Here is a 20,477-nt window from a genome sequence, read left to right on the forward strand (position 1 = left end):
ATGCGCGCCTTGAACCTCGACTTCCAGCCTCGTCCGCGTTCCAGCCCGTTGGGCTGGAGCCTGTTCGGCGGCGGCGTATTCCTTGCGCTGGCGTGCTTCGGCGTGCAGCAGCACCTCGACGATCAGGCCGAACAACAGCAAGGTCACTTGCAACACACCCAGCGCCAGCTCACCGGCGACAGCGGCGCCAAGACCACGCTGAGCCCGGCAGAAACCCGCGAGCAGGCGCAGAACCTCGCCGAAATGCGCAAGGTCTCGCAGCAACTGCGCCGCCCCTGGGAGCGCCTGTTCGCCATGCTCGAAGCCATGCCCCGCGATGACATCGCCTTGCTGACCCTGACTCCGGATGCACGCAAGGGCCAGGTGCGGATCAGCGCCGAGGCGCGGGATCTGCAAGCGATGCTGGATTTTCACAAACGGCTGGAAGCCAGTGACGAGCTGTCCGACGTGTCGCTGCTAAGCCACGAAATCGTCGTCAAATCGCCGGAGCAACCGGTGCAATTCAACCTGTCGGCGACTTGGGAGATGGGCGATGCGAATCCCTAGACTGATCGTTCACGAGTACCTGCAAGGTCTCGGTGTTCCAGGCCTGGCCGGACTGGCGCTGCTGCTGGTCACGGTTGCCTGGGCACTCGGCGGTTTGCTGCCGGGCTGGCAATCGCTGCAACAGCTCAGCCAGCAAACCCAAGAGGCCAGCGAATACCTGGCCAGAGTCGAGGACGGCAGCATCGCGCCGCCCGTGGTGCCGCAACGTCAGCTCGACGATTTTCGCAACAAGCTGCCGGCCCAGCCGCAAGCCACAGTCGCCATCGACCGCATCTACGCCCTGGCCGCTCAGGAACACATCACCCTGGCGCGCGGTGAATACGCCCTCGGCGTCGATCCCAAGACGCATCTGGCGCGCTACCAGATCCTGTTGCCGGTGCGCGGCAGCTACCCGCAACTGCGCCGCTTCCTGCATGCCTTGCTCGGCCAGTTGCCGGCGGTGGTGGTGGAGGACGTCGAGTTTCAGCGCAAGAAAATCGCCGACACCGACCTCAGCGGCCGGATCCGTATGACCCTCTATCTGTCGAGGTCGTGATGGACAGCAAACGCATAACCGGCTGGGTGGCATTCTTCGGCGTGGCGGCGGCGCTGGCCTGGTTGCCGGAATATTTCTCGCCGAGCGACGAGGCGGATTCGACCGAGGTTGCCGTGGCCAGCCCGGCGAAAACCACTGCCCGTGGCGCGTTGCCCGCCAGCAGCGCCAAGGCGGATGCGGCGCCGATCAAGGACCTGAGCCCGGCCGGCGATCTGTTTGCGAGCAAATCCTGGAAGGCCGCGCCGACTTTGGCGACGGTCACCGAACAAGCGATCAACCCGACCCCGGTGGTGCAAGCCCCGAGCCTGCCACCGGTGCCGTTCCAGTTCGTCGGCAGGCTGCATGACCGCAGCGACCTGCAGGTGTTTTTGCAGGACGGCGAGAAAATCTACGTCGTGCGCAGCGGGGATGTGATCGACGACACCTGGAAGATTGCGGCGATTTCCGATCTGGAACTGAGCCTGGTCTACCTGCCTTTGCATTTGTCGCAGACCTTGTCTGTGGGGAGTACGCAATGAACAGATCCCGTTTGCTGATGAGCCTGGGCCTGTGTGCCGGGCTGGCCGCGTGCAGTTCCGCGCAGGTCGCCAACAAGGAAGCCGCCGACCTGATCGATCAGGGGCAGTACGAGGCGGGCCTGGCCCGGATCGAGGAAGGCTTGCGGGAAAATCCGCGCGACACCGAGTTGCACCTGCTGCTCAACAGCGGCCGGGCCAAGGCAATCACTGCGCTGTTGACCTCCGGCGACACCGACCGCGCCCGCCGCGATTTCGCTTCGGCGCGTACCGCCTACAACCGCGTGCTGACCATCGAGCCCAACAACCGCCGCGCCCAGGACGCACTGCGCCAGCTCGAATACTTGCGCAGCATGGACGAAAAGATCGAACTGGCCCGTGGCGACCTGCGCCGGGGTGACATTTACGGCGCCGACCGCCAGGTGAAACAGGTACTCGAACTCGACCCGACCAACGAAGGCGCGCTGGAGCTGCAAGGCAATATTCGTCTGGTGCAGAGCCGCAACGTGGTCCAGTACCCGCAACTGCGCACCCGGCTCGACCGCCCGGTGACCCTGGAATTTCGCGACGCCAACCTCAAGACCATTTTCGAAGTGCTGTCGCAGGTCGCCGGCCTGAACTTCATCTTCGACAAGGACCTGCGCCCGGACATGAAAGCCACGATCTTCGTGCGTGACGTGCGCATCGAAGACGCCGTGCAACTGCTGCTGCAACAGAACCAGTTGCACCAGAAAGTGGTGAACGAAAACACCTTGCTGATCTTTCCGGACTCGCCGCAGAAGCTGAAGGACTATCAAGAGCTGGTGATGCGCACCTTCTACCTGACCAGCATCGACGCCAACACCGCGCTGAACATGATCAAAACCATGCTCAAGACCCGCGACGTGTTCGTCGACGAACGCCTCAACACCCTGACCATGCGTGACACCGAAGACGCGGTGCGCATGGCCGAGAAACTCCTGCAGTCGCAAGACCAGTCCAACCCCGAAGTGGTGCTGGAAGTGGAAGTGATGGAAGTTGCCACCCAGCGCATTCTCGACCTCGGCCTGCAATGGCCGAACACCTTCGGGGTGGTCAACAGCGACGGTTCGGCGGTGACCATTCTCGATCAACTGAAAGGCATCAACTCCAGCCGGATTTCGATCTCGCCGTCGCCGCAAGCAAAGATCAATGCCCAGGACAACGACATCAACACCCTGGCCAGCCCGGTGATCCGCGTCAGCAACCGCGAACAGGCGCGCATCCACATCGGTCAGCGCGTGCCGATCATCAGCGCCACCTCGGTGCCTTCGACTCAAGGCCCGGTGATCACCGAAAGCGTGACCTACCTCGACGTCGGTCTGAAGCTCGAAGTGCAGCCGACCGTGCACCTGAACAATGAAGTGGCGATCAAGATCGCCCTGGAAGTGAGTAACGCCACGCCGCTGGAGCCGACCCGCCAAGGGACGATTCCGGTGCAGGTCGATACCCGCAATGCCCAGACCTCGCTGCGCCTGCATGACGGCGAAACCCAGATCCTCGCCGGCCTGATGCGCAACGACCACGGCGCCACCGGCAACAAGATTCCGGGCCTCGGCGACATTCCCGGTCTGGGCCGGCTGTTCGGCAGCAACAAGGACACGATCGGCAAATCGGAACTGGTGCTCTCGATCACCCCACGGATCGTGCGCAACCTGCCGTACCAGAGCCCGTCGGACATGGAATTCCCCACCGGCACCGAAACCAGCATGCACATCCAGGCGCCGGATCGCTCGCAAAGCTACTCGATGCCAGCGCCTGCCGCGCAGCCTCGTGCAGTCGGTGAAGCGGCCGTGGCCACCACCCGTGTAACCGTCGAGAAGCCTTGATCATGAACGCCTCCCAGCGCGGTTTTACCTTGATCGAAGTCGTGGTGACGCTGGCCCTGATCGGCCTGCTGGCCGGCATGGCCGCGCCGCTGACCGAAACCCTGGTACGGCGTGGCAAGGAGCAGGAACTGCGTACCGCGCTGTATCAGATCCGCGATGGCATCGACGCCTACAAGCGTGCCTTCGATGCCGGCTACATCGAGAAATCCCTGAACAGCAGCGGCTATCCGCCGAACCTGAAAGTGCTGGTCGAAGGCGTGCGCGACGTGCGCAGCGCCAAGGGGGCGAAGTTCTATTTTCTGCGCCGGATACCGCGGGATCCGCTGGTGCCGGCCAAGCGTGACGACAACGGCGGTTGGGGCCTGCGGGCCTACAACAGTTCGGCCCAGAACCCGCGCGATGGCGAAGACGTGTTCGACGTCTACTCCCATGCCCGGGGCAAGGGTCTCAACGGTATCGCGTACCGCGAGTGGTGACTCTCATGCGCCGGGAAAAGGGGTTTACCTTGCTCGAGCTGATGGTGGTGATGGCGATCATCGCGACCCTGATGACCATCGCCTTGCCGCGCTACTTCAACAGCCTTGAGGCCTCGAAAGAGACCACATTGCACCAGAGCCTGTCGGCCATGCGCGAGGCGCTGGATCACTACTACGGCGACACCGGGCGCTATCCCGACTCCATTGAGCAACTGGTGGAGATGCGTTACCTGCGCAACGCGCCGCTGGACCCGATCACCGAACGCAATGACCAATGGGTGCTGATCGCTCCACCGGACGGCGTGGCGGGCGGCGTTGCCGACATCAAGAGCGGAGCTACCGGGAGGGCGCGCGATGGCAGCCAGTATTCCGAGTGGTAAGCACGCGGAGCAGGGTGGGTTCACCTACCTGGGCGTGCTGTTCCTGATCGTGATCATGGGCATGGGCCTGGCCAGTGCCGGCGAGTTGTGGTCGACCGTGTCGCGCCGCGATCGCGAGAAGCAACTGCTGTGGGTCGGCACCCAATACGCCCAGGCGCTGCGCAGCTACTACCGCAGTTCGCCGGGGCTGGCGCAGTACCCGAAAGAACTGGTGGACCTGCTCGATGACGAGCGTTTTCCCGAGGCGCGTCACCATATCCGCCAACTCTATCCAGACCCGATCGGTGGCGGCGAGTGGGCACTGCAACGCGGCTTCGACGGGCGCATCACCGGCATCAATAGTGCCTCCACCGAGGTGCCGTTGAAGCAGGCGGACTTCCCGTCGCAGTGGTCGGATTTCGAGGGCATGCAGCGTTATTCGGACTGGCAGTTCGTGGCCGAGAAAGCCTTTCTCGATGGCGCCGGCTCCGGCAGCGGGGGCCCGGCCAAAGGCCAGTCGGCCCTGCCGCAGGCGTTGCAGCCATGAACGCAAAAGGGTGGTGCGCGTTGATCCTCTCGCTAGCGGCGGCCTGCGCCATCGCCAGCGAGGAAGACGAAATGATGGGCTTCATCGTCGACGACACGATCTCGCACATCGGCCACGACTTTTACTACTCGTTCAGCGAACGCCTGCGCGACACCAGCCGCATGGACTTCAACCTGGTGGTGCGCGAGCGCCCCGACGCGCGCTGGGGCAGCCTTGTGACCGTCGAATATCAACAACGCCTGGTGTATCGGCGCTTCCTGCCGCCGAACACCGTGGAACTGAAGGACGAGGCCTACGAGGCCGCCGACTCGGTTCGCCTGGAGGTCGTCCGGCGCAAGCTGGAAGCCCTGTTGCAGGACACCACCGACCTTGAGAAGGACGAACTATGAACACGACAACGTTCTCACGGCGCAGCGGATTCTGGATCTCGGGGTTGTTGATCGGGCTTGCCAGCGCCGCTGCCGTCCAGGCCACCGAACTGGTCTACACGCCGGTCAACCCGTCGTTCGGCGGCAACCCGCTCAACGGCACCTGGCTGCTCAACAACGCCCAGGCACAAAACGACCACGACGATCCGGATCTCAAGAAGCGCTCGACGGTGGCCGGCACCTCGGCACTCGAACGTTTCACCAGTCAATTGCAGTCGCGGTTGCTGGGGCAACTGCTGGACAACATCTCCACCGGCAACACGGGGAGCCTGTCTACCGACGCTTTTATCGTCAACGTCGTTGATGACTCGGGGGCACTCACGATTGAAGTGACCGACCGAGCGAGTGGCGAAGTTTCCGAAATTCAGGTGAACGGCCTCAATCCATGACGGGATGATGGTTCCGGGGAGTGATGGACATGAACAAAATAATCGCGCTAGGGCTGATGTTGGCAGCATTACAAGGGTGCAGTCTGCGCGAGCCGATGCCGGCCGAGCAGGACACCGAGACCCCGACCCTGACCCCCAGGGCCTCGACTTATTACGACTTGCTGAAAATGCCGCGACCCAAGGGCCGGCTGATGGCGGTGGTGTACGGCTTCCGTGACCAGACCGGGCAGTACAAACCGACGCCGGCGAGTTCGTTTTCCACCAGCGTGACCCAGGGCGCGGCGTCGATGCTGATGGACGCGATGCAGGCCAGTGGCTGGTTTGTGGTGCTTGAGCGGGAAGGGCTGCAGAACCTGCTGACGGAACGCAAGATCATTCGGGCGTCGCAGAAGAAGCCGAATACGCCGGTGAATATTCAGGGTGAGCTGCCACCGTTGCAGGCGGCGAACATGATGCTCGAGGGCGGGATCATCGCTTACGACACCAACGTGCGCAGCGGTGGGGAAGGCGCGCGGTATCTGGGGATTGATCTGACCCGGGAGTATCGGGTGGATCAGGTGACTGTGAATTTGCGCGCGGTGGATGTGCGCAGCGGGCAGGTGTTGGCGAATGTGATGACCAGCAAGACGATTTATTCGGTGGCACGCAGTGCCGGGGTGTTCAAGTTTATCGAGTTCAAGAAGTTGCTTGAGGCTGAGGCGGGGTACACGACCAATGAGCCGGCTCAGCTTTGTGTGTTGTCGGCGATCGAGGCGGCGGTGGGGCATTTGCTGGCGCAGGGGATTGAGCGGCGGTTGTGGCAGGTGGCGGGGGATGCTTCTACGCCTTCGCAGGATGATGTTTTGAATCGGTACCTGACTCAGAACAAGATTGATCCGGATGCGGAGTGAACGTGGCGGCCTTTGGGCCGACCAGGTTCCTTTGGGGGGGTGTGAATATCCGTTTCTTTGGGTGCGGCCGCTGACGGTTCCGCCCTTACGGCGGGTCACTTTGGCAAACGCCCCAAAGTAACCAAAGGTCTGGGCCCCGGCGTTCGGCCCCTCGCTGGGGCTCGGGGTTCCTTCGCTCCGGGATTCATCCGGGGGCATCGCCTACGGTTTGCTTCGCTGCACCTCCTCTCGATGCATGCGGCTTCGCCGCACGGTCGCTGCGCTCCCACCCCCGGATAAATCCCTCCACTCAGCCTGCCGAAGGGGCCGGTACGTCAAAAGCGGTACTCGAGCTAACGCTCATTGTGTTGAGTGGTGAGAAGCAAAAGCTGGAGCCGGGTTGTTTGGCTCCTGCTTTTCTGTGGGAGCGAGCTTGCTCGCGAGGGCGGCCTGACAGACGACAGATCACTTTCGGCTGTACGTGAGACTGGTGCGGTAGCGAGCGTCCGCACTCGATTGATCGTTCCCACGCTCCGCGTGGGAATGCAGCCCGGGACGCTCCGCGTTCCATTCTCGAATGTTTAAAAGTTGTGTCTGTTTCAGCGATCCTTCCCACAAGGTTTTCAGGTTGTCCGTCGGAAGCGCGGGCTCTAGCCTGTTTCGGTCGCTGCCAATTCAGCGGCCGGGCCTGGAAACCCGGGAATGTGAGAAGGCGAAAACGCTGTTCATAACGTATGCTTGCGCACCTTCATTGTGTGCACGCTGTTATGGCGGCTGTGCGCGGGAGACATTTATGTCTGCCGGGTCGCGTTCTCCCCCGGATTTCCAGCCCGCGTACAGCTGCCACCCATTCTTCCTGGAAGTCGATTGGGCCGGCTGCAATCATCAATGAGGACGAAATGACCATGAAAAAACCAACGCCAAACCCACCCGAAACCCAATCCAACCTCGAAACCGACCCAACCTCCCCATACACCTCCATCAACTCGAAAAAACTCCACGAAGCCGCCGAACGCGCCCTCGATCATTACCTCTGCCCCGGCGCCCACATCATGGGCAGCGTCAACGAACCCGCCCCGATGTACCTCGCCAACCCGGCCTACAACACCGAATCCCTGCTCGCCAACGCCAGTGAATCCCTGGGCTCGGCCAGCGAAATGCTCAACAACTTCGCCGCTACCCTCGACCCGGCCCACCGCAAGACCGCCCTGGGCATCGCGCAGATCCTCATGCTGGGTGAACTGGCCGTGAATCAGGCCTTGGATCACGTCGAACTGAAGGGCTGATCCATCACATCCCCAATAAAAAAAACGCGGCCCAGTAATGGGTCGCGTTTTTCACATTCAAACTGGAGCCACCATGAATCCCCTGATTTCAGAAGTCGTTGCGGACTTCGAAAGCGAAGAGCAGGCCGCCAGCTACGACCGCTGGTTGATTGCCAAAGTACAGGCTTCAATCGATGACCCACGACCCAGCATTCCGAATGAGCAGGTGATTGCTGAAATGTCGGCCCTGATGGAGGAAAAACGAAGAAAGCTTGAGGCGATATAAGTGCTTTGCGTTGCTGACGGCAAGAAGGCTCGAGCCGCTATAAATCGCATATTTCATCTCAATTAGCTGAGTACTGAGATACAAAAAAACCGTACTTCCACGGGAAGCACGGTTTTTCGTGTTGATACGAGGACGCGATCTTAACTGGGGTCGCGTCGAGGGTATTCCTGACGCGCATGCAAGATGCTCACAATCTCAATTCGGTCCGCCACTTGATAAACGACGAGATAGTTCGGGCTTACCACAATCTCCCGAGTGCCGGGAGAGCGACCTTTGCGATACAGGTGTGGATGCCAAGGAAGCGCAGATGTAGTTTTTACGACTGACTTGTGAAGTGCTGTCGCCGCTACAAAATTTCGCTCGCCAATGTACTTCAGTATTTTCGAGAGTTCGACCCGAGCCTTGGGTCGCCACTTAATCTGCATCAGCGCTTTTGCGCATTGATTCCATCAAGGCGTTTATTTCCGCCATCACTTGCTCATGGGGAATACTCGGACGCGGATCATCGAGAGAGGCCTGTACTTCGGCCCGAAACCAACGGTCATAACTCGCAGCCTGTTCCTCAGGAGCAAGATCCGAAACAACCGGGCACAGTGGGTCGATCAAAGACGGGTCGATCATGGAACCTCCGGATTGGGTGCCTGGAAGTCTATTCGCTAACGGTATCGCTGTCGTCGCTGTCTGGATGAATTGCATGTTGGCCAAGCTCCATGAGGATCAAGTTGTCCCGGCAAATCCTAGAGCCTGCACTTCCGACGGCCAACCGCCAGAATTCGTCAGAAAAGTCCCCGATTTTCTGAAAACGGTATGTTTTCCGTAGGACGCCACTCAAGCGTCAGCGCAAAAAAAAACCGCGACCCTCAACAGGTCGCGGTTTTTCAACACCCAACCCTTACTGCTGCAACACTGTCGCCTGGTTAGCCGACCCGAACTGTTGAATATTCGCGGTCTGCGTCATCCCGCTCTGATCCACATTGGCAATGTTCCCGGTCCCGCCCTGGGTCACGTACGCCACGTTCATGGTGTCAGCCTGTTTGACCGTGATCATGTTGTCGCTGCCGTACAGCTGCGCGGTGTAGGCCTGGTTGCCAGTGCCGGATTGATCGAATTCGGCGCTGTTGCCCGAGCCGTTCGACGAGCCCTGAACCAGGTTGGTGGTGCCGCGCTGGTCGGCGATGAGGATGTTGTCGCTGCCGTTCTGGTCGAAGTACAGCTCGTTGTAGGAGTCCGCCTGGCTGACCGTGGTTTTGTTGCCGGTCCCGGTCTGGTTGGTGGTCATGATGTGGCCGACGCCGTCCTGGGTGAAGCTGGCGATGTTGCCGTTGCCGGCCTGATTGACCGTCGCACGCTGGTTGCTGCCGAACTGGCCGCCGTGTTGCGGGCCTTTCCAGTTGCTGGCGTAGACCTTGTTGTCGTTGCCCACCGAGGTGGCGTTGAGGGTGTGGCTGTCGCCGTTCTGGTAGGTGTAATGCACGTTGCCGTTGCCGACTTGATAGAGCGCCAGGGTCGAGTTGACCGACTCGAACTGGTCGGCATAGATGGCGTTGGTGTTGCCGACCTGGGTGACGGCGGCGGTGTTGTTTTCGCCATAGCTCTGGTCGACCACGGTTTCGTTGCTGTCGCCGTACTGGTTGACGGTGGCTTGGCTGGCCAGTTGCGAGTCTTGCCAGATTTCGCTGCCGTTGAGGTTGCCGAACTGGTTGATGGTGATGTTGCCGCCGGTGCCGTTGCGCTGGTCGCCATAGGCGTAGTTGGTTTCACCGGCCTGGTTGATGCCGATCTGGCCGCCGTTGTGCAGTACTTGTTCGGCGGTGCCGTAGTTGGCGGTGCCGTATTGGGTAATCACCGAGCTGTTGCCGGTGCCTTCGTACAGTTGCTCGATGTTGGCTTCGTTGCTGTCGCCGAACTGGAAGGTCTTGCCTTCGCTGCCGTTCTGCGAGTCCTGGTAGACGAACGAGAAGTTGCCGGTGCCTTGCTGTTGTTGCAGGGCCTGGTTGCCGGCGCCGAAACCGAGGGACTGGCTGGCGTGGGCGGTGTTGAAGGCGCCGGTCTGTTGTTGGGTGATGGTGCTGTTGTCTTCATACAGCTGTTCGGCGTAACCGGCGTTGTAGTCGCCGACCGCGTCCTGGGTGATGACGCTGGTGGCGGTATCTTGCACGGCGGCGGCGTTGTTGCCCTGGCCCAGTTGGGTCTGGGTCGCGGTGCTGAACGGGGCCTGGGTCTGCTTCACATCAGCGATGTTGGCGGTGCCGAGCTGGCTCTGGGTGGAAATGCTGTCGTCGGCCATGGCCTGGGCACTGATCATGACCAGGATGGCGGCGGTGAGGGGCGTCAGTTTGAACATGATGAACTCTCCGATGATTGCAGTGCTTAGCGATATTGCTTGACCGAAACGCTCATGCCGTTGCCCGACTGGGTCACGGCGCTTTGCAGCCCCGTGCCCGCCTGCTCGATGCTGGCGTCGTTGTTGTTGCCGTTTTGCGAAATCTGCGCACGGTTGTGGCTGCCGGTTTGCGTGATGGACGCGGCGTTGCCGGAGCCGTTTTGGGTGATCAAGGCCATCAGGTCGCTGCCTTGTTGCAGGATGTACGCCTCCTGATTGCTGCCCGACTGCACGATTCTGCCCAGCAGCGACTGACCGTTCTGCGAGAGCAGGGCAAGGTTGACCTGGCCGTTCTGGTCGATCAGGGCTTGCTGGCCCACGGGGGGCGGCAGTTCGCCGAGATCGGCGCTGTTGGGCGCCAGGTCATCGTTTTCCATCAGGTCGTCGGCGCGCACGCCCGCACTGACGCACAGGGCGAGCAGGCAAAGCAGGGCGGCGGTCGGCGTGTTCATGGCGTTGTCCTGTGTTTTCCTGAATCCGAAATCCGGGCTGAGCGGGCCCCACCCACTGCGCATTGAACGGTGTGGGGTGGGTGGGGCACGGGCTCAGAGCGTGGTCACCGATACGGTGCGAACGGTGCCCTGGGACGAACGGATGGTGGCGGTCGGGTTGGCTGACGGCACGACCAGCGTGTTGTTCAGCGTCAGCCGCCAGCGTCCGGTCACCGGTACCGTGGTGCTACCCAGCGTTACCAACCCGGTCGGGGTGGTGACCTGCACGGTGATGGTGTTGCCGGTGGTCACCGAGGAGGTCCCGGCGAAGTCCCAGTTGAAGCGTCCGCCGGAGCGGGCCTGCACGGTCGAGGTGGTGATCGTGAAGGTTTCCGCCGCTGGCCGTGGCGACACTTGCACCGTGACGGTCGCCGGCGTCGACTGGGCGCCGAAGCTGTCCCGGGCGATGTAGGTGAAGGTCGTGGTGAAGGCTGTGGTCACGGTGGCCGGTGGGGTGTAGGTGATCACCGTACCGTCGGTGCTGACCGTGCCGCGTCCTGCCGGCGGTTGGGTCAGGCTGGCGACGCCCAGCGGTGTGTTGCCTTCCGGATCGGTGTCGTTGGCCAGGACGTTGATCGGGATTGCGACACCCAGCGTGGCAACGCTGTCGGCGACGGCGGTCGGTGGCCGGTTGGGCGCGACGGAGATCGTCACGGTCGCCGGGTTGGCCGAGGCCAGGCCTTTGCTGTCCTGGGCCTTGTAGGTGAAGGTGGTGGTCAGCGGAGTGTTGACCACGGCTGGCGGGGTGTAGACCACCGAGGTGGTGCCGCTCAGCGCGACGGTGCCCTGGCCTGCGGCCGGTTGCGTCAGCGCGGTAATGGTCAGCGGCACGTTGTTGTCCGGGTCGCTGTCGTTGGTCAACAGGCTGAGGGTGATCGGCACGCCGAAGCTGGTGCTGCCGGTGTCTGCAACGGCTAGCGGTGCCTGGTTCTCGCCGGTGTCCGGTGCGGTACCGACCACCACCACTGGCTCGGTGTCGCTGCCGCCGGCGGCGGACTTGACCGTGACGGTGGCCGGAGGCTGGGTCAGGTCGGCCACGGTGATTTTTTGCAAAGTCCCGGATTTCGAAAGGCGTCCGTAACCTTGCGCGACCATGTCCGGCACCGCGACTTCATCGGTCGAGGTGGCTTCGATCAACAGGCTGTGGTCGGCCCAGCTGTAGCGGGCGGTCTGGATTTTCACCACGTCGGTGAGCTTGGCCGAAACGGCGGTCGGACGGGTCGTGCCGGCCGGGTTGGTCGCGGTCACGACCACCACCGACGGCAGGGTACCGGTGCCCAGACGCTGGCCGAAGAACAGCCCGTTGTTGTCACCCAGCAGGCTGGTCTGGCAAGGCGTCGGCGGTGGGCCGGGCAGCAACGCCAACGTTTCACGGAAGCACAGGGTCGAGCTGCTGTCGGCCTCGGCGAACACCTCGGCGCGCACACCGGCCGAAGTACGGCGATAAGTGGCGCGGTCGACGGCGACATGGGTCTGTTGCCGGTTGTCGAGGACCTTGCCGGCGACCGTGAACAGGTTGGTCTGAATCGAGCCGGCACCCGACGGACCATCGATCCGCAGAAAGTTGGTGTTGAACGGGCTGCCGGTCACCGCTTCGGTGAGGTTCGGGTCGCCGACAAAGGTTTCGATGCCGCCGGTGTCCGGGTTCACTTCGGTGTACGGGCCGTTGATGCTGCGCAGAAATGGGCCGATGGCCCCGTTGAGCGCACCGCTGAAGTTGCCCGGGGCGCCGATACCGATGTCTTTGGTGATGTTGATTGCCCGCCGGCCCGGCGTGGTGACATTGACGGTTTCAACACCGTACGGGTGGGTGATGGTGTAGGTGCCGGCCACCGGGACGTTCACCCGGATGCGGATCCGCGCGAAGCTTTGCTGATCGCCATCGACCGGATTTCCCGAGGCGAACGCCGCTTCGATACCGGCCACGTAGGCATCCACACCGAAACCGGCGCCGTTGTTCGGGATGTTGGTTTCCGCCAGGAACCAGAAGGCTTCCGGTGGCCAGTTGTCGGGAAACACCATCGGCAAGGTGTCATCGAACACGCCCGGTTCCGGCAGCAGGGTGCACATGTACGCCGGCGGGGTGCTGACCGGCACCCGCGAACTGGCGGCGCGGGACTGGCAGAGCTCCATCGACAGTTGATTGTTGTCCTGGTACCACATCGGGAATTTCCCGGTGGCGAAGGTGTAGGGGCCGGGATCGACGGCGGCCAGTTGCGCGAACGCACTGCCGGTCAGCGAGATTGTCAGCCCGAGCGCGTTGAGCGCGAAACGTGGCCACTTGTTCATGATGCCTCCTGATGCGGATCTGGGCATGTGAGCGTTCATTGCACGATGACCACTTCTTCGGTATCGCTGCCGCCGTTGGACGACGTCACCCGAACCCTGGCCGGTGGAATCGGCGTGATCCCGGTGGACAGGGTTTTCACCGCGCCATCACCGCCCAGCGCACCGATGGTGGCGCCGGTGCCGGAGGTCGCGGTGAGTACCGGTGGCGAAGTTTCGTCACTGGTCGAAGCCTCCACAGTCAATTGCCCGGAACTGAGGCTGTACTCGGCGCGCTGGATCACCACCAGGTCGGTCAGGGTCATGGGCAGGGTGGTCGGTGAACTGGTGGCGATCGCCAGGTGGTTGTCGGCGGTCACTTGCAGCACGGTCGGCAAGGCCGGGTTGACCGCCGATTGCGCGTACCAGCTGCCGGTGCTGTCGGCTTCTGTCATGTTCACCACGGGTGTGCTGCTGGTGATGGCGGCGGTACCGGGCGCTGGCGGCGCCTGGACAAATACGTCTTGCTGGGCCACCGGCGCACTGTCGCCGGGTTTGCGCGAGTAGGTGCTGCGCTGCGCAATCAGCGGGGTTGGCCGCACCACCGTCGACAACTTGCCGGACACGGCGAAGGTCGTGGTGCGCAGGTCTATGCCCCCCGGGCCTTCGATCCGCACGTAGTTGGTGTTGAACGGGCTGCCGGTCACCGCTTCGTTGAGGTTCGGGTCGCCGACAAACTGCTCGGCCGCACCGGTCAATGGGTTGGTCTCGGTGTAAGGCCCGTTGACGCTGCGCAGGAATGGACCGATGTCACCCTTGAGCGCGCCGTCGTAGGTTTGCGGGGTGCCGATGCCGATGTCGCGAGTCATGTTGATCGCGCGGCGACCGGGGGTGTCGACGGTGAACACATCGACGCCGTAGGGGTGGGTGATGACGTAGGTGCCGGCGGTGGGCACGTCGACCCGGATGCGGATCCGCGCGAAGCTGATCTGGTCGCCTTCCGCAGGGTCGCCGCCCCCGAACGCGGCCTCGACGGCGCTGACGTAAGTCAGGTCGATGCCGCGTGCCGCATCGACGATGGAAGTATCGCCGGTGAACCAGAATGCTTCATCGGGGAAGTTGGTGGGGAATACGAGCGGTTGCGTGTCATCGAACACGCCGGGGGTCGGCAACAGCGAGCACATGTACGACGGGGCGCCCGGTGTGCTTGGCACGCGGGAGCTGAGCGCTTTGGACAGGCACAGATCCAGGGTGCGACCGTGGGTGTCCTGATACCAGCTGGCGAAACCGCCATTGGCCGGTGTGTAGGGACCCGGGTCGACGGCGAACAGAGCGGCCTGGGCAATGCCCTGGGCCAAGGCGCTTACGACCAGGACGGTCGCGGTTTTGGACAGTAAAGGGTGCATGAGTTAATCCCTCTATCAAAGTACCTGCCCCTTGGGGATGGGTCAGTTGCAGAGGGCTTTACAACTTCCATACCAACGACGCGCCAGCTGGCGGCAAAGGCCCGTGGCGCAAGGGTTCGCGGCTTGCCGTGGGGGACAGGGACGCCCGCCCGGACAGGGCGACTTTCCCCAGCATTGGGGATTGTGGGGAGGGCGCTGGTTATCCGGGGGCTTGTGGGGACCCGCATCCGGGCAAACACCCAACCGTGGGCTATAACCCTATAGGGACGTATCGGGAAGTCGCCGCCATGAACATGCAGTCAACATCGCTACCGGTCGAGCAGGGCAGCCAGCGGCTGAGCTCGCCCAAACAGTCGTTCAACCTGTTGCGCTGGTTTTCACTGATCAGCATGGCGGTGATCGGCACTGTGGCAGTAGCGCTGGGGGCGGTGTCGACACGGTTCGTGATCGAGGAAAGCGTGCAGCGCGATGCCTTGCTGACCGCGCAGTTCATTCAGGCCATCGCCTCGGCCGAAGTGCGCCACGTCTCGATCCCCAATATCCGCACCATGGGGGAGCTGCTTGACCCTCGTCAGGACAACGACTTTCCCGATGTGAACCCGCAAGCCAGGGCCAGCGCGCGGGGCGAATTTCTTGATCACATCGAACATTTGCCGGATGTGATCCTTGCCAACGTTTATGCGCCGGATCGAACCGTGATCTGGTCGACCAATCCCGCACTGGTCAACACCCGCATTCATGCCGACGAAGACCTCGACCGGGCGTTCGATCAAAGGATTCCGGTGTCGGCCAGCTATCACGATGTAGACAAGGCCCGTGAAGAGCAGAAATTCGTGGTGCCGCCGGAATACATCTTCATCGAAAACTACATCCCGCTGTTCGACGCCGAGGGCAAGAACGTCACGGCGATGGTCGAGATCTATAAAGAGCCCAAAGACTTGATCGCCCGCATGGAGCGCGGGTTGGCACTGATCTGGCTGGCCACCGCGCTGGGCGGCGGACTGATTTATCTGGGGCTGTACTGGATCGTGCGCCGGGCGGCAATCCTGCTGGCAGCCCAGCAAAAACAACTGATCGCCAACGAAACGTTTGTCGCCCTGGGTGAGATGTCTTCGGCGGTGGCTCACAGCCTGCGCAACCCGCTGGCGACCATCCGTTCCAGTGCCGAGCTGGCGCTGGAGTTCGATGCGGGACCTGCGCAGAAAAACATCAAGGACATCATCGGCCAGGTCGATCGCATGTCGAAGTGGGTGCGCGAGCTGCTGCAATCGTTGCGACCGCTCAATGATGACCCGGAACCGGTGAATCTGGTGGCGGCGCTGCACGACAGCCTGATGGCGTTCGAGCAGCAGATCGCCAAGGCCGGCGTGCACGTGGTGTTTCATCCCCAGCAGACGCCGATGGTGCTGAGTCAGCCGGTGCAGCTCGCACAGATCCTCAACAGCCTGCTGGCGAACGCGCTGGAAGCGATGGACAAGGGCGGCACGCTGACTATCACCCTCGAACCGGGCGACAGCCGTGGCGTGATCGTCATGCTCAGCGACACCGGCAAAGGCATGAACGAAGAACAGCGCAGCATGGCGTTCCGGCCGTTCTTCACCACCAAACAGGGCGGCCTTGGCGTTGGGCTGGTGCTGGTCAAACGGATCATGGAGCGCTTCGGCGGCGGTGTGAGTCTGGACAGCCGCGAAGGCGAAGGCACCACCGTTCGTCTGGCGTTTCAGCTCATTCAGTAAGTTGGGGTGAACTTTCCCCCAGCAGTGGGTGTCAGGCCCCGGTCACCGGGGAGTGGGGAATGCAACAGCGCGCGCAAGCCACTGTTACAACTGGAAAAGATTTTTTGGCGAGGTAATTGCAAAACATCATCACCCCTTCCTTAGATGAGGCGGTTGGTGATGGACAGAACAACGCGTGACCCCAAAAAGCTATTCCTGTTGACGCCACTGAGCGTCGTTCTGATGTTGACCCTCGGTAATATGTCCGGGGTTCGAGCGAGTCCGATCGACGACGAAAACCAGCCGGAAGCGTCCGACCCGTCGGCGTACTACGACGAGCCGGCCGATGAACCGGCGGCACTCAACGCCATCCTGACGATGCCCGAGGCCAACGAAGACTCCTTCGATCTGCCCGATGGGGTCAAAGGCACGCGCAACACGACGCGCACGGAAAACATCCTGCCGCCCGCTGTCCAGACCAGTTTCAATTACCCCACCAACGGCAAGCCGAGCCCACTGTACGGTGCCCAGCCGTTCACTCAGCAACTGGTGCTGTTCGAAGAATTCGGCCCGGAAAAACTCGACCCCACCACACCGGCAGCACCCTTGAGTTTCCCGCCAGCGGCCATCGGCCCGGCACCGGCGCAGGACCCGAACAACATCGCCCGCAGTGCGCCTCCCGGCACCGCGCTGGACGCGTTTTTGCGTCAGCCGGGGCTCACGCCATTCCCGAGCCAGTTTGCCAACGTGGTTGACCGCAACCCGTGGCAGGCGCAGATCGAACTGTTCCTCAACCGTCATATCGGCTCTTCTGCCGAAGGCCGGCCACCGGGAAAAGGCTGGGCCCACCAGCGCTGGAACGAGTTCTACCCGCAAGTCGCCTACAAGACCGTGCAGACCGGTGCGCGGCTGAACGGCGGCCTGCGTGACAGTCGGCAAATGCACGGTTATGCGGTTGGCGAGTTCGGCCCCGGTGGTCTGTACCATAACGTCGCGGGTGTGCCTGCGACCGATGGCACGGCCAAGGGTGTCGATGCGCGCTTCCACCCGGCGATGCCGGTGCAGGACCATAATTCGGTGTGGACCTTTGACGGCACGCTGCCACCGAAACTGTTGATGGTGCGCTACGGCCAACCGGTGCTGATGCGTCACTACAACGGCTTGCCGATCGACCCTTCCGCCAACCGCGGTTTCGGTCTGCACACCATCACCACCCACGAGCATAACGGCCACGCGCCGGCAGAAAGCGATGGTTATGCCAACGCGTTCTTCTTTCCCGGCCAGTACTACGACTATCGCTGGCCGATCCAGCTCGCCGGTTACGACAGCATCAACACCAAGGCTGAAGACCCACGCGCGGCATTCCCGTGCGCGCCGGGTGAAACCCTGTGGGTCAACGACGTGCAGCCTGCGAAAAAGACCTGCGACCACGGCACCATCAAGATTCGTGGCGACTGGCGCGAAACCATGAGCACCCACTGGTTCCACGACCACATGCTCGATTTCACCGCGCAGAACGTCTACAAGGGCAACGCGGCGATGATGAACTACTACAGCGCCCTGGATCGCGGCAATGAATCGGTGAACGACGGCGTCAACCTGCGTTTCCCCAGCGGTAGCGCGTTGCCGTGGGGCAACCGCGACTACGACGTCAACCTGGTGTTCGCCGACAAGGCCTGGGATCAGCAAGGTCAGTTGTGGTTCAACCCGTTCAACACCGATGGCTTCATCGGCGACCAGGTGCTGGTCAACTGGCAATGGAAACCGACCCTCGATGTGAGGGCGCGCAGCTATCGCTTCCGCATCCTCAACGGTTCGGTATCGCGCTACTTCAAGTTCGCGCTGGTGCGTGAAGTCAAAGGCAACGGCGGCGAATTCCCGGGGCCGAAAAACGCCGGTGTGTCGTACAGCCGTGTGCCGTTCCACATGATCGCCAACGACGGCAACATCATGGAACACAGCGTGCCGTTCGACGGTTCGATGGACCTTGATGCCGACGGCGACAAACAGAACCACAATGCGATTCTGCCGACCCAGGGCATCGCCGAGCGGTTCGACATCATCGTCAACTTCGCGAAAAACGGCATCAAGCCGGGTGACAAGCTGTTCTTCGTCAACCTGCAAGCCCAGGACGACGGCAAAGGCCCGAAAGAAGTGATCCCGCTGGCCGACGTGCTCTCGGAGAAATACCTGCCGGTGATCAAGCAGACCAGCAAGGGGCCGCAGTGGGACAGGGGTGACCCGGTGGTGGGCAAAGTCCTGCAACTCAACGTCAAGGCCTACACCGGTCAGGACCTGGCCATGGACCCGGCGGCCTACGAGCCGGCCAAACCGGGCAAGGCCGAAGGCATGGTAATGATTCCGCTGAAGATCCACCGCGACAACGCTGCCGACAAGGCCTTGCTCGCCAGGGCACTGCACCGGACCTTCATCTTCGGTCGCGCCGACGGCACCGACGAAGCGCCGTGGACGATCAAGACCGATGGCGGTTTCGGCTTTCACATGGACCCGCGCCGGTTGAATGCCTCGACCAAACTGGCCAGCGGCCCGACCGACGCCGGGGTCAGCGGTATCGGCACCCTGGAGGTGTGGAGTATCAAGGCCGGCGGCAAGGGCTGGAGCCATCCGGTGCACGTGCACTTTGAGGAAGGCATCATCCTCAGCCGTGGCGGCAAGGCTCCGCCTGAGTGGGAAAAATGGGCCCGCAAGGACGTCTACCGGATCGGTTCGGAAGCCGACGGGCTGGATAACGTCGAGATGGCGATCAACTTCCGCGAGTTTGCCGGGACCTACATGGAGCACTGTCACAACACCCAGCATGAGGACAACTCGATGCTGCTGCGCTGGGACCTGGAAAAACCCGGGCAACTGCAGTTGATGCCGACGCCGCTACCGAGCTGGGATGGCGTGCGCTACGTCAACTCCGCCGCGCTGCCGACCTTCCGCACCGGCGACGGCTTCGGCCCGCAAGTGACCGTGAAACCATGAGCAGGGAGGGAGCCGACATGACCCAGCCAACGCCGCGCTCCCGCGCCCTGGGCATGCACCTGATTCTGGTGCTGGTCACCTGCCTGCTTGGCAGTCAGGTGCTCATCGCCCATCAGTCGCAGCCCGACGGCGCCAGCGAATCCGCCACCCCGTGGGGTGGCGACTATTTCCCCAACACCCTGCTGACCGATCAGGACGGTCGGCAGGTGCGTTTTTTCGATGACCTGATCAAAGACAAAGTGGTGGTGATCAACTTCATCTTCACCTCGTGCAGCGACTCCTGCCCGCTGGAAACCGCGCGCCTGCGCCAGGTGCAGAAGCTGCTGGGGGACCGGGTCGGCAAAGACATTTTCTTCTACTCGATCACCATCGATCCGCTGAGCGACACCCCCCAAGTGCTCAAGGCCTATTCGCAACGCTTCAAGGTCGCTCCTGGCTGGAAATTCCTCACGGGTGAATTCGAAGACGTCACCGAGCTGCGCAAGAAGCTCGGGCTGTTCATCGAAGGCGTCGACAACGGCCGCACCAAGGATCACAACCTGAGCCTGATTGTCGGTAACCAGAGCACCGGGCGCTGGATGAAAGCCTCGCCGTTCGAGAACCCGTGGATCCTCGCCGATCAGCTCGCCAATACCTTGCAGAACTGGAAACAGGCCAGCACTGAAGAAAGCTATGCCGACGCCCCGCAGATCCGTCCGCCGAGCAATGGCGAAGAACTGTTCCGCACCCGTTGCGCTTCGTGTCACAGCCTCGGCCCGCAGGACGGCGAGGGCATCGGCATGCGCAACATCGGCCCGGACCTGATCGGCGTGACCCGCCAGCTTGACCCGGCCTGGCTCAATCGCTGGATCCGCGAACCGGATCGCGTGCTGGCGGAGAAAGACCCGATCGCACTGCAACTGTTCGAGCAATACGAGCGCATCCCGATGCCGAATCTGCGTCTGGACGAGGCTTCGGCGCAGTCGATCATCGACTTTCTGAGTGCCGAAACCGAGCGTCAGCATCCGTCCGTGCAACCCTTGGCCGACGGGGCGTTGACGCCAGTAAAACCGGGCTCTGCCAGCGAAGCGGTGAGTCGTATGCAGTAGCGGCTAAATAGCATCATTGAACCGTATGCCACGGTCATTGCCACCTACACTCATTCGAGAAGGCGGCTGTAACGGGCTC

General features: G+C 62.2%; 21 protein-coding genes. 15 read left to right on the forward strand and 6 right to left on the reverse strand.

Annotation, left to right across the window (positions count from 1 at the left end; translation table 11 throughout):
- From CAF73_RS26410 to CAF73_RS26465, 12 genes are all read left to right on the forward strand, one after another.
- Positions 1-546 carry a PilN domain-containing protein gene (locus CAF73_RS26410; protein WP_085704847.1) on the forward strand — a complete coding sequence of 182 codons (546 nt, stop codon included), beginning with the start codon at positions 1-3 and terminating at the stop codon, positions 544-546.
- On the forward strand, positions 533-1,081 hold the full coding sequence (locus tag CAF73_RS26415) for a GspMb/PilO family protein (RefSeq protein WP_085698590.1): 549 nt from the start codon (positions 533-535) through the stop codon (positions 1,079-1,081). Before CAF73_RS26410 ends, CAF73_RS26415 begins: the two co-directional genes overlap by 14 nt.
- Positions 1,081-1,599: a hypothetical protein gene (locus CAF73_RS26420; RefSeq protein WP_085704849.1), complete on the forward strand. Its 519-nt coding sequence runs from the start codon at positions 1,081-1,083 to the stop codon at positions 1,597-1,599. The genes CAF73_RS26415 and CAF73_RS26420 overlap by 1 nt, the downstream gene beginning before the upstream one ends.
- Positions 1,596-3,443 carry a secretin N-terminal domain-containing protein gene (locus CAF73_RS26425; protein WP_085704851.1) on the forward strand — a complete coding sequence of 616 codons (1,848 nt, stop codon included), beginning with the start codon at positions 1,596-1,598 and terminating at the stop codon, positions 3,441-3,443. Before CAF73_RS26420 ends, CAF73_RS26425 begins: the two co-directional genes overlap by 4 nt.
- A 2-nt stretch (positions 3,444-3,445) precedes the next feature.
- The gene (locus CAF73_RS26430) at positions 3,446-3,919 is read left to right on the forward strand and encodes a type II secretion system protein (RefSeq protein WP_007956136.1); all 474 of its coding nucleotides are present in this window, start codon (positions 3,446-3,448) and stop codon (positions 3,917-3,919) included.
- Positions 3,920-3,924: 5 nt separating this feature from the next.
- Positions 3,925-4,299, forward strand: coding sequence for a type II secretion system protein (locus CAF73_RS26435; RefSeq protein ID WP_011333435.1), 375 nt, complete (start codon positions 3,925-3,927; stop codon positions 4,297-4,299).
- Positions 4,274-4,825 (forward strand): type II secretion system protein, encoded by a 552-nt coding sequence (locus tag CAF73_RS26440; RefSeq protein WP_085704853.1) that lies wholly within the window; start codon positions 4,274-4,276, stop codon positions 4,823-4,825. Before CAF73_RS26435 ends, CAF73_RS26440 begins: the two co-directional genes overlap by 26 nt.
- Positions 4,822-5,214 (forward strand): curli production assembly/transport protein CsgE, encoded by a 393-nt coding sequence (gene csgE / locus CAF73_RS26445; protein ID WP_085698595.1) that lies wholly within the window; start codon positions 4,822-4,824, stop codon positions 5,212-5,214. Before CAF73_RS26440 ends, csgE begins: the two co-directional genes overlap by 4 nt.
- Positions 5,211-5,642: a curli assembly protein CsgF gene (locus CAF73_RS26450; RefSeq protein ID WP_007956141.1), complete on the forward strand. Its 432-nt coding sequence runs from the start codon at positions 5,211-5,213 to the stop codon at positions 5,640-5,642. The genes csgE and CAF73_RS26450 overlap by 4 nt, the downstream gene beginning before the upstream one ends.
- Before the next feature lie 29 nt (positions 5,643-5,671).
- Positions 5,672-6,532: a CsgG/HfaB family protein gene (locus CAF73_RS26455; RefSeq protein ID WP_085704855.1), complete on the forward strand. Its 861-nt coding sequence runs from the start codon at positions 5,672-5,674 to the stop codon at positions 6,530-6,532.
- Positions 6,533-7,416: 884 nt separating this feature from the next.
- On the forward strand, positions 7,417-7,797 hold the full coding sequence (locus tag CAF73_RS26460; RefSeq protein ID WP_085704922.1) for a DUF6124 family protein: 381 nt from the start codon (positions 7,417-7,419) through the stop codon (positions 7,795-7,797).
- A 73-nt stretch (positions 7,798-7,870) separates the two neighbouring features.
- Positions 7,871-8,062, forward strand: a complete 192-nt coding sequence (locus CAF73_RS26465) for an antitoxin (RefSeq protein WP_085698598.1) — start codon at positions 7,871-7,873, stop codon at positions 8,060-8,062.
- Positions 8,063-8,202: 140 nt separating this feature from the next.
- Here CAF73_RS26465 and CAF73_RS26470 read toward each other — a convergent pair whose 3' ends face one another.
- From CAF73_RS26470 to CAF73_RS26495, 6 genes are all read right to left on the reverse strand, one after another.
- The gene (locus CAF73_RS26470; protein ID WP_080770598.1) at positions 8,203-8,487 is read right to left on the reverse strand and encodes a type II toxin-antitoxin system RelE/ParE family toxin; all 285 of its coding nucleotides are present in this window, start codon (positions 8,485-8,487) and stop codon (positions 8,203-8,205) included.
- Positions 8,477-8,683 (reverse strand): hypothetical protein, encoded by a 207-nt coding sequence (locus CAF73_RS26475; protein ID WP_039767856.1) that lies wholly within the window; start codon positions 8,681-8,683, stop codon positions 8,477-8,479. The genes CAF73_RS26470 and CAF73_RS26475 overlap by 11 nt, the downstream gene beginning before the upstream one ends.
- 271 nt (positions 8,684-8,954) lie before the next feature.
- Positions 8,955-10,406, reverse strand: a complete 1,452-nt coding sequence (locus tag CAF73_RS26480; RefSeq protein ID WP_085704857.1) for a curlin — start codon at positions 10,404-10,406, stop codon at positions 8,955-8,957.
- Positions 10,407-10,432: 26 nt separating this feature from the next.
- Complete coding sequence (locus CAF73_RS26485) at positions 10,433-10,897, reverse strand: curlin (RefSeq protein WP_064595177.1); 465 nt, start codon at positions 10,895-10,897, stop codon at positions 10,433-10,435.
- A 93-nt stretch (positions 10,898-10,990) separates the two neighbouring features.
- Positions 10,991-13,225, reverse strand: a complete 2,235-nt coding sequence (locus tag CAF73_RS26490; protein ID WP_085704859.1) for an Ig-like domain-containing protein — start codon at positions 13,223-13,225, stop codon at positions 10,991-10,993.
- A gap of 35 nt (positions 13,226-13,260) precedes the next feature.
- Positions 13,261-14,607 carry a hypothetical protein gene (locus CAF73_RS26495; RefSeq protein ID WP_085698601.1) on the reverse strand — a complete coding sequence of 449 codons (1,347 nt, stop codon included), beginning with the start codon at positions 14,605-14,607 and terminating at the stop codon, positions 13,261-13,263.
- Positions 14,608-14,894: 287 nt separating this feature from the next.
- Here CAF73_RS26495 and CAF73_RS26500 point away from each other — a divergent pair, with 287 nt between their 5' ends.
- The 3 genes from CAF73_RS26500 to CAF73_RS26510 all read left to right on the forward strand — a co-directional run bounded on the left by CAF73_RS26500 (position 14,895) and on the right by CAF73_RS26510 (position 20,398).
- Positions 14,895-16,343: a sensor histidine kinase gene (locus CAF73_RS26500; protein ID WP_085698602.1), complete on the forward strand. Its 1,449-nt coding sequence runs from the start codon at positions 14,895-14,897 to the stop codon at positions 16,341-16,343.
- Between the two features lie 159 nt (positions 16,344-16,502).
- Positions 16,503-19,310 carry a multicopper oxidase domain-containing protein gene (locus CAF73_RS26505; protein WP_085698603.1) on the forward strand — a complete coding sequence of 936 codons (2,808 nt, stop codon included), beginning with the start codon at positions 16,503-16,505 and terminating at the stop codon, positions 19,308-19,310.
- A 17-nt stretch (positions 19,311-19,327) separates the two neighbouring features.
- Positions 19,328-20,398, forward strand: a complete 1,071-nt coding sequence (locus CAF73_RS26510) for an SCO family protein (protein ID WP_371918984.1) — start codon at positions 19,328-19,330, stop codon at positions 20,396-20,398.
- Positions 20,399-20,477 lie beyond the last annotated feature (79 nt).

This window comes from Pseudomonas sp. B15(2017) (genome assembly GCF_002113215.1).
Lineage (GTDB): Bacteria > Pseudomonadota > Gammaproteobacteria > Pseudomonadales > Pseudomonadaceae > Aquipseudomonas.

Coding starts and splice junctions, on each gene's coding strand:
- CAF73_RS26410 (WP_085704847.1), top strand. CDS start 1: ATGCGCGCCTTGAACCTCGACTTCCAGCCTCGTCCGCGTTCCAGCCCG.
- CAF73_RS26415 (WP_085698590.1), top strand. CDS start 533: ATGCGAATCCCTAGACTGATCGTTCACGAGTACCTGCAAGGTCTCGGT.
- CAF73_RS26420 (WP_085704849.1), top strand. CDS start 1,081: ATGGACAGCAAACGCATAACCGGCTGGGTGGCATTCTTCGGCGTGGCG.
- CAF73_RS26425 (WP_085704851.1), top strand. CDS start 1,596: ATGAACAGATCCCGTTTGCTGATGAGCCTGGGCCTGTGTGCCGGGCTG.
- CAF73_RS26430 (WP_007956136.1), top strand. CDS start 3,446: ATGAACGCCTCCCAGCGCGGTTTTACCTTGATCGAAGTCGTGGTGACG.
- CAF73_RS26435 (WP_011333435.1), top strand. CDS start 3,925: ATGCGCCGGGAAAAGGGGTTTACCTTGCTCGAGCTGATGGTGGTGATG.
- CAF73_RS26440 (WP_085704853.1), top strand. CDS start 4,274: ATGGCAGCCAGTATTCCGAGTGGTAAGCACGCGGAGCAGGGTGGGTTC.
- csgE (WP_085698595.1), top strand. CDS start 4,822: ATGAACGCAAAAGGGTGGTGCGCGTTGATCCTCTCGCTAGCGGCGGCC.
- CAF73_RS26450 (WP_007956141.1), top strand. CDS start 5,211: ATGAACACGACAACGTTCTCACGGCGCAGCGGATTCTGGATCTCGGGG.
- CAF73_RS26455 (WP_085704855.1), top strand. CDS start 5,672: ATGAACAAAATAATCGCGCTAGGGCTGATGTTGGCAGCATTACAAGGG.
- CAF73_RS26460 (WP_085704922.1), top strand. CDS start 7,417: ATGAAAAAACCAACGCCAAACCCACCCGAAACCCAATCCAACCTCGAA.
- CAF73_RS26465 (WP_085698598.1), top strand. CDS start 7,871: ATGAATCCCCTGATTTCAGAAGTCGTTGCGGACTTCGAAAGCGAAGAG.
- CAF73_RS26470 (WP_080770598.1), bottom strand. CDS start 8,487: ATGCAGATTAAGTGGCGACCCAAGGCTCGGGTCGAACTCTCGAAAATA.
- CAF73_RS26475 (WP_039767856.1), bottom strand. CDS start 8,683: ATGATCGACCCGTCTTTGATCGACCCACTGTGCCCGGTTGTTTCGGAT.
- CAF73_RS26480 (WP_085704857.1), bottom strand. CDS start 10,406: ATGTTCAAACTGACGCCCCTCACCGCCGCCATCCTGGTCATGATCAGT.
- CAF73_RS26485 (WP_064595177.1), bottom strand. CDS start 10,897: ATGAACACGCCGACCGCCGCCCTGCTTTGCCTGCTCGCCCTGTGCGTC.
- CAF73_RS26490 (WP_085704859.1), bottom strand. CDS start 13,225: ATGAACAAGTGGCCACGTTTCGCGCTCAACGCGCTCGGGCTGACAATC.
- CAF73_RS26495 (WP_085698601.1), bottom strand. CDS start 14,607: ATGCACCCTTTACTGTCCAAAACCGCGACCGTCCTGGTCGTAAGCGCC.
- CAF73_RS26500 (WP_085698602.1), top strand. CDS start 14,895: ATGAACATGCAGTCAACATCGCTACCGGTCGAGCAGGGCAGCCAGCGG.
- CAF73_RS26505 (WP_085698603.1), top strand. CDS start 16,503: ATGGACAGAACAACGCGTGACCCCAAAAAGCTATTCCTGTTGACGCCA.
- CAF73_RS26510 (WP_371918984.1), top strand. CDS start 19,328: ATGACCCAGCCAACGCCGCGCTCCCGCGCCCTGGGCATGCACCTGATT.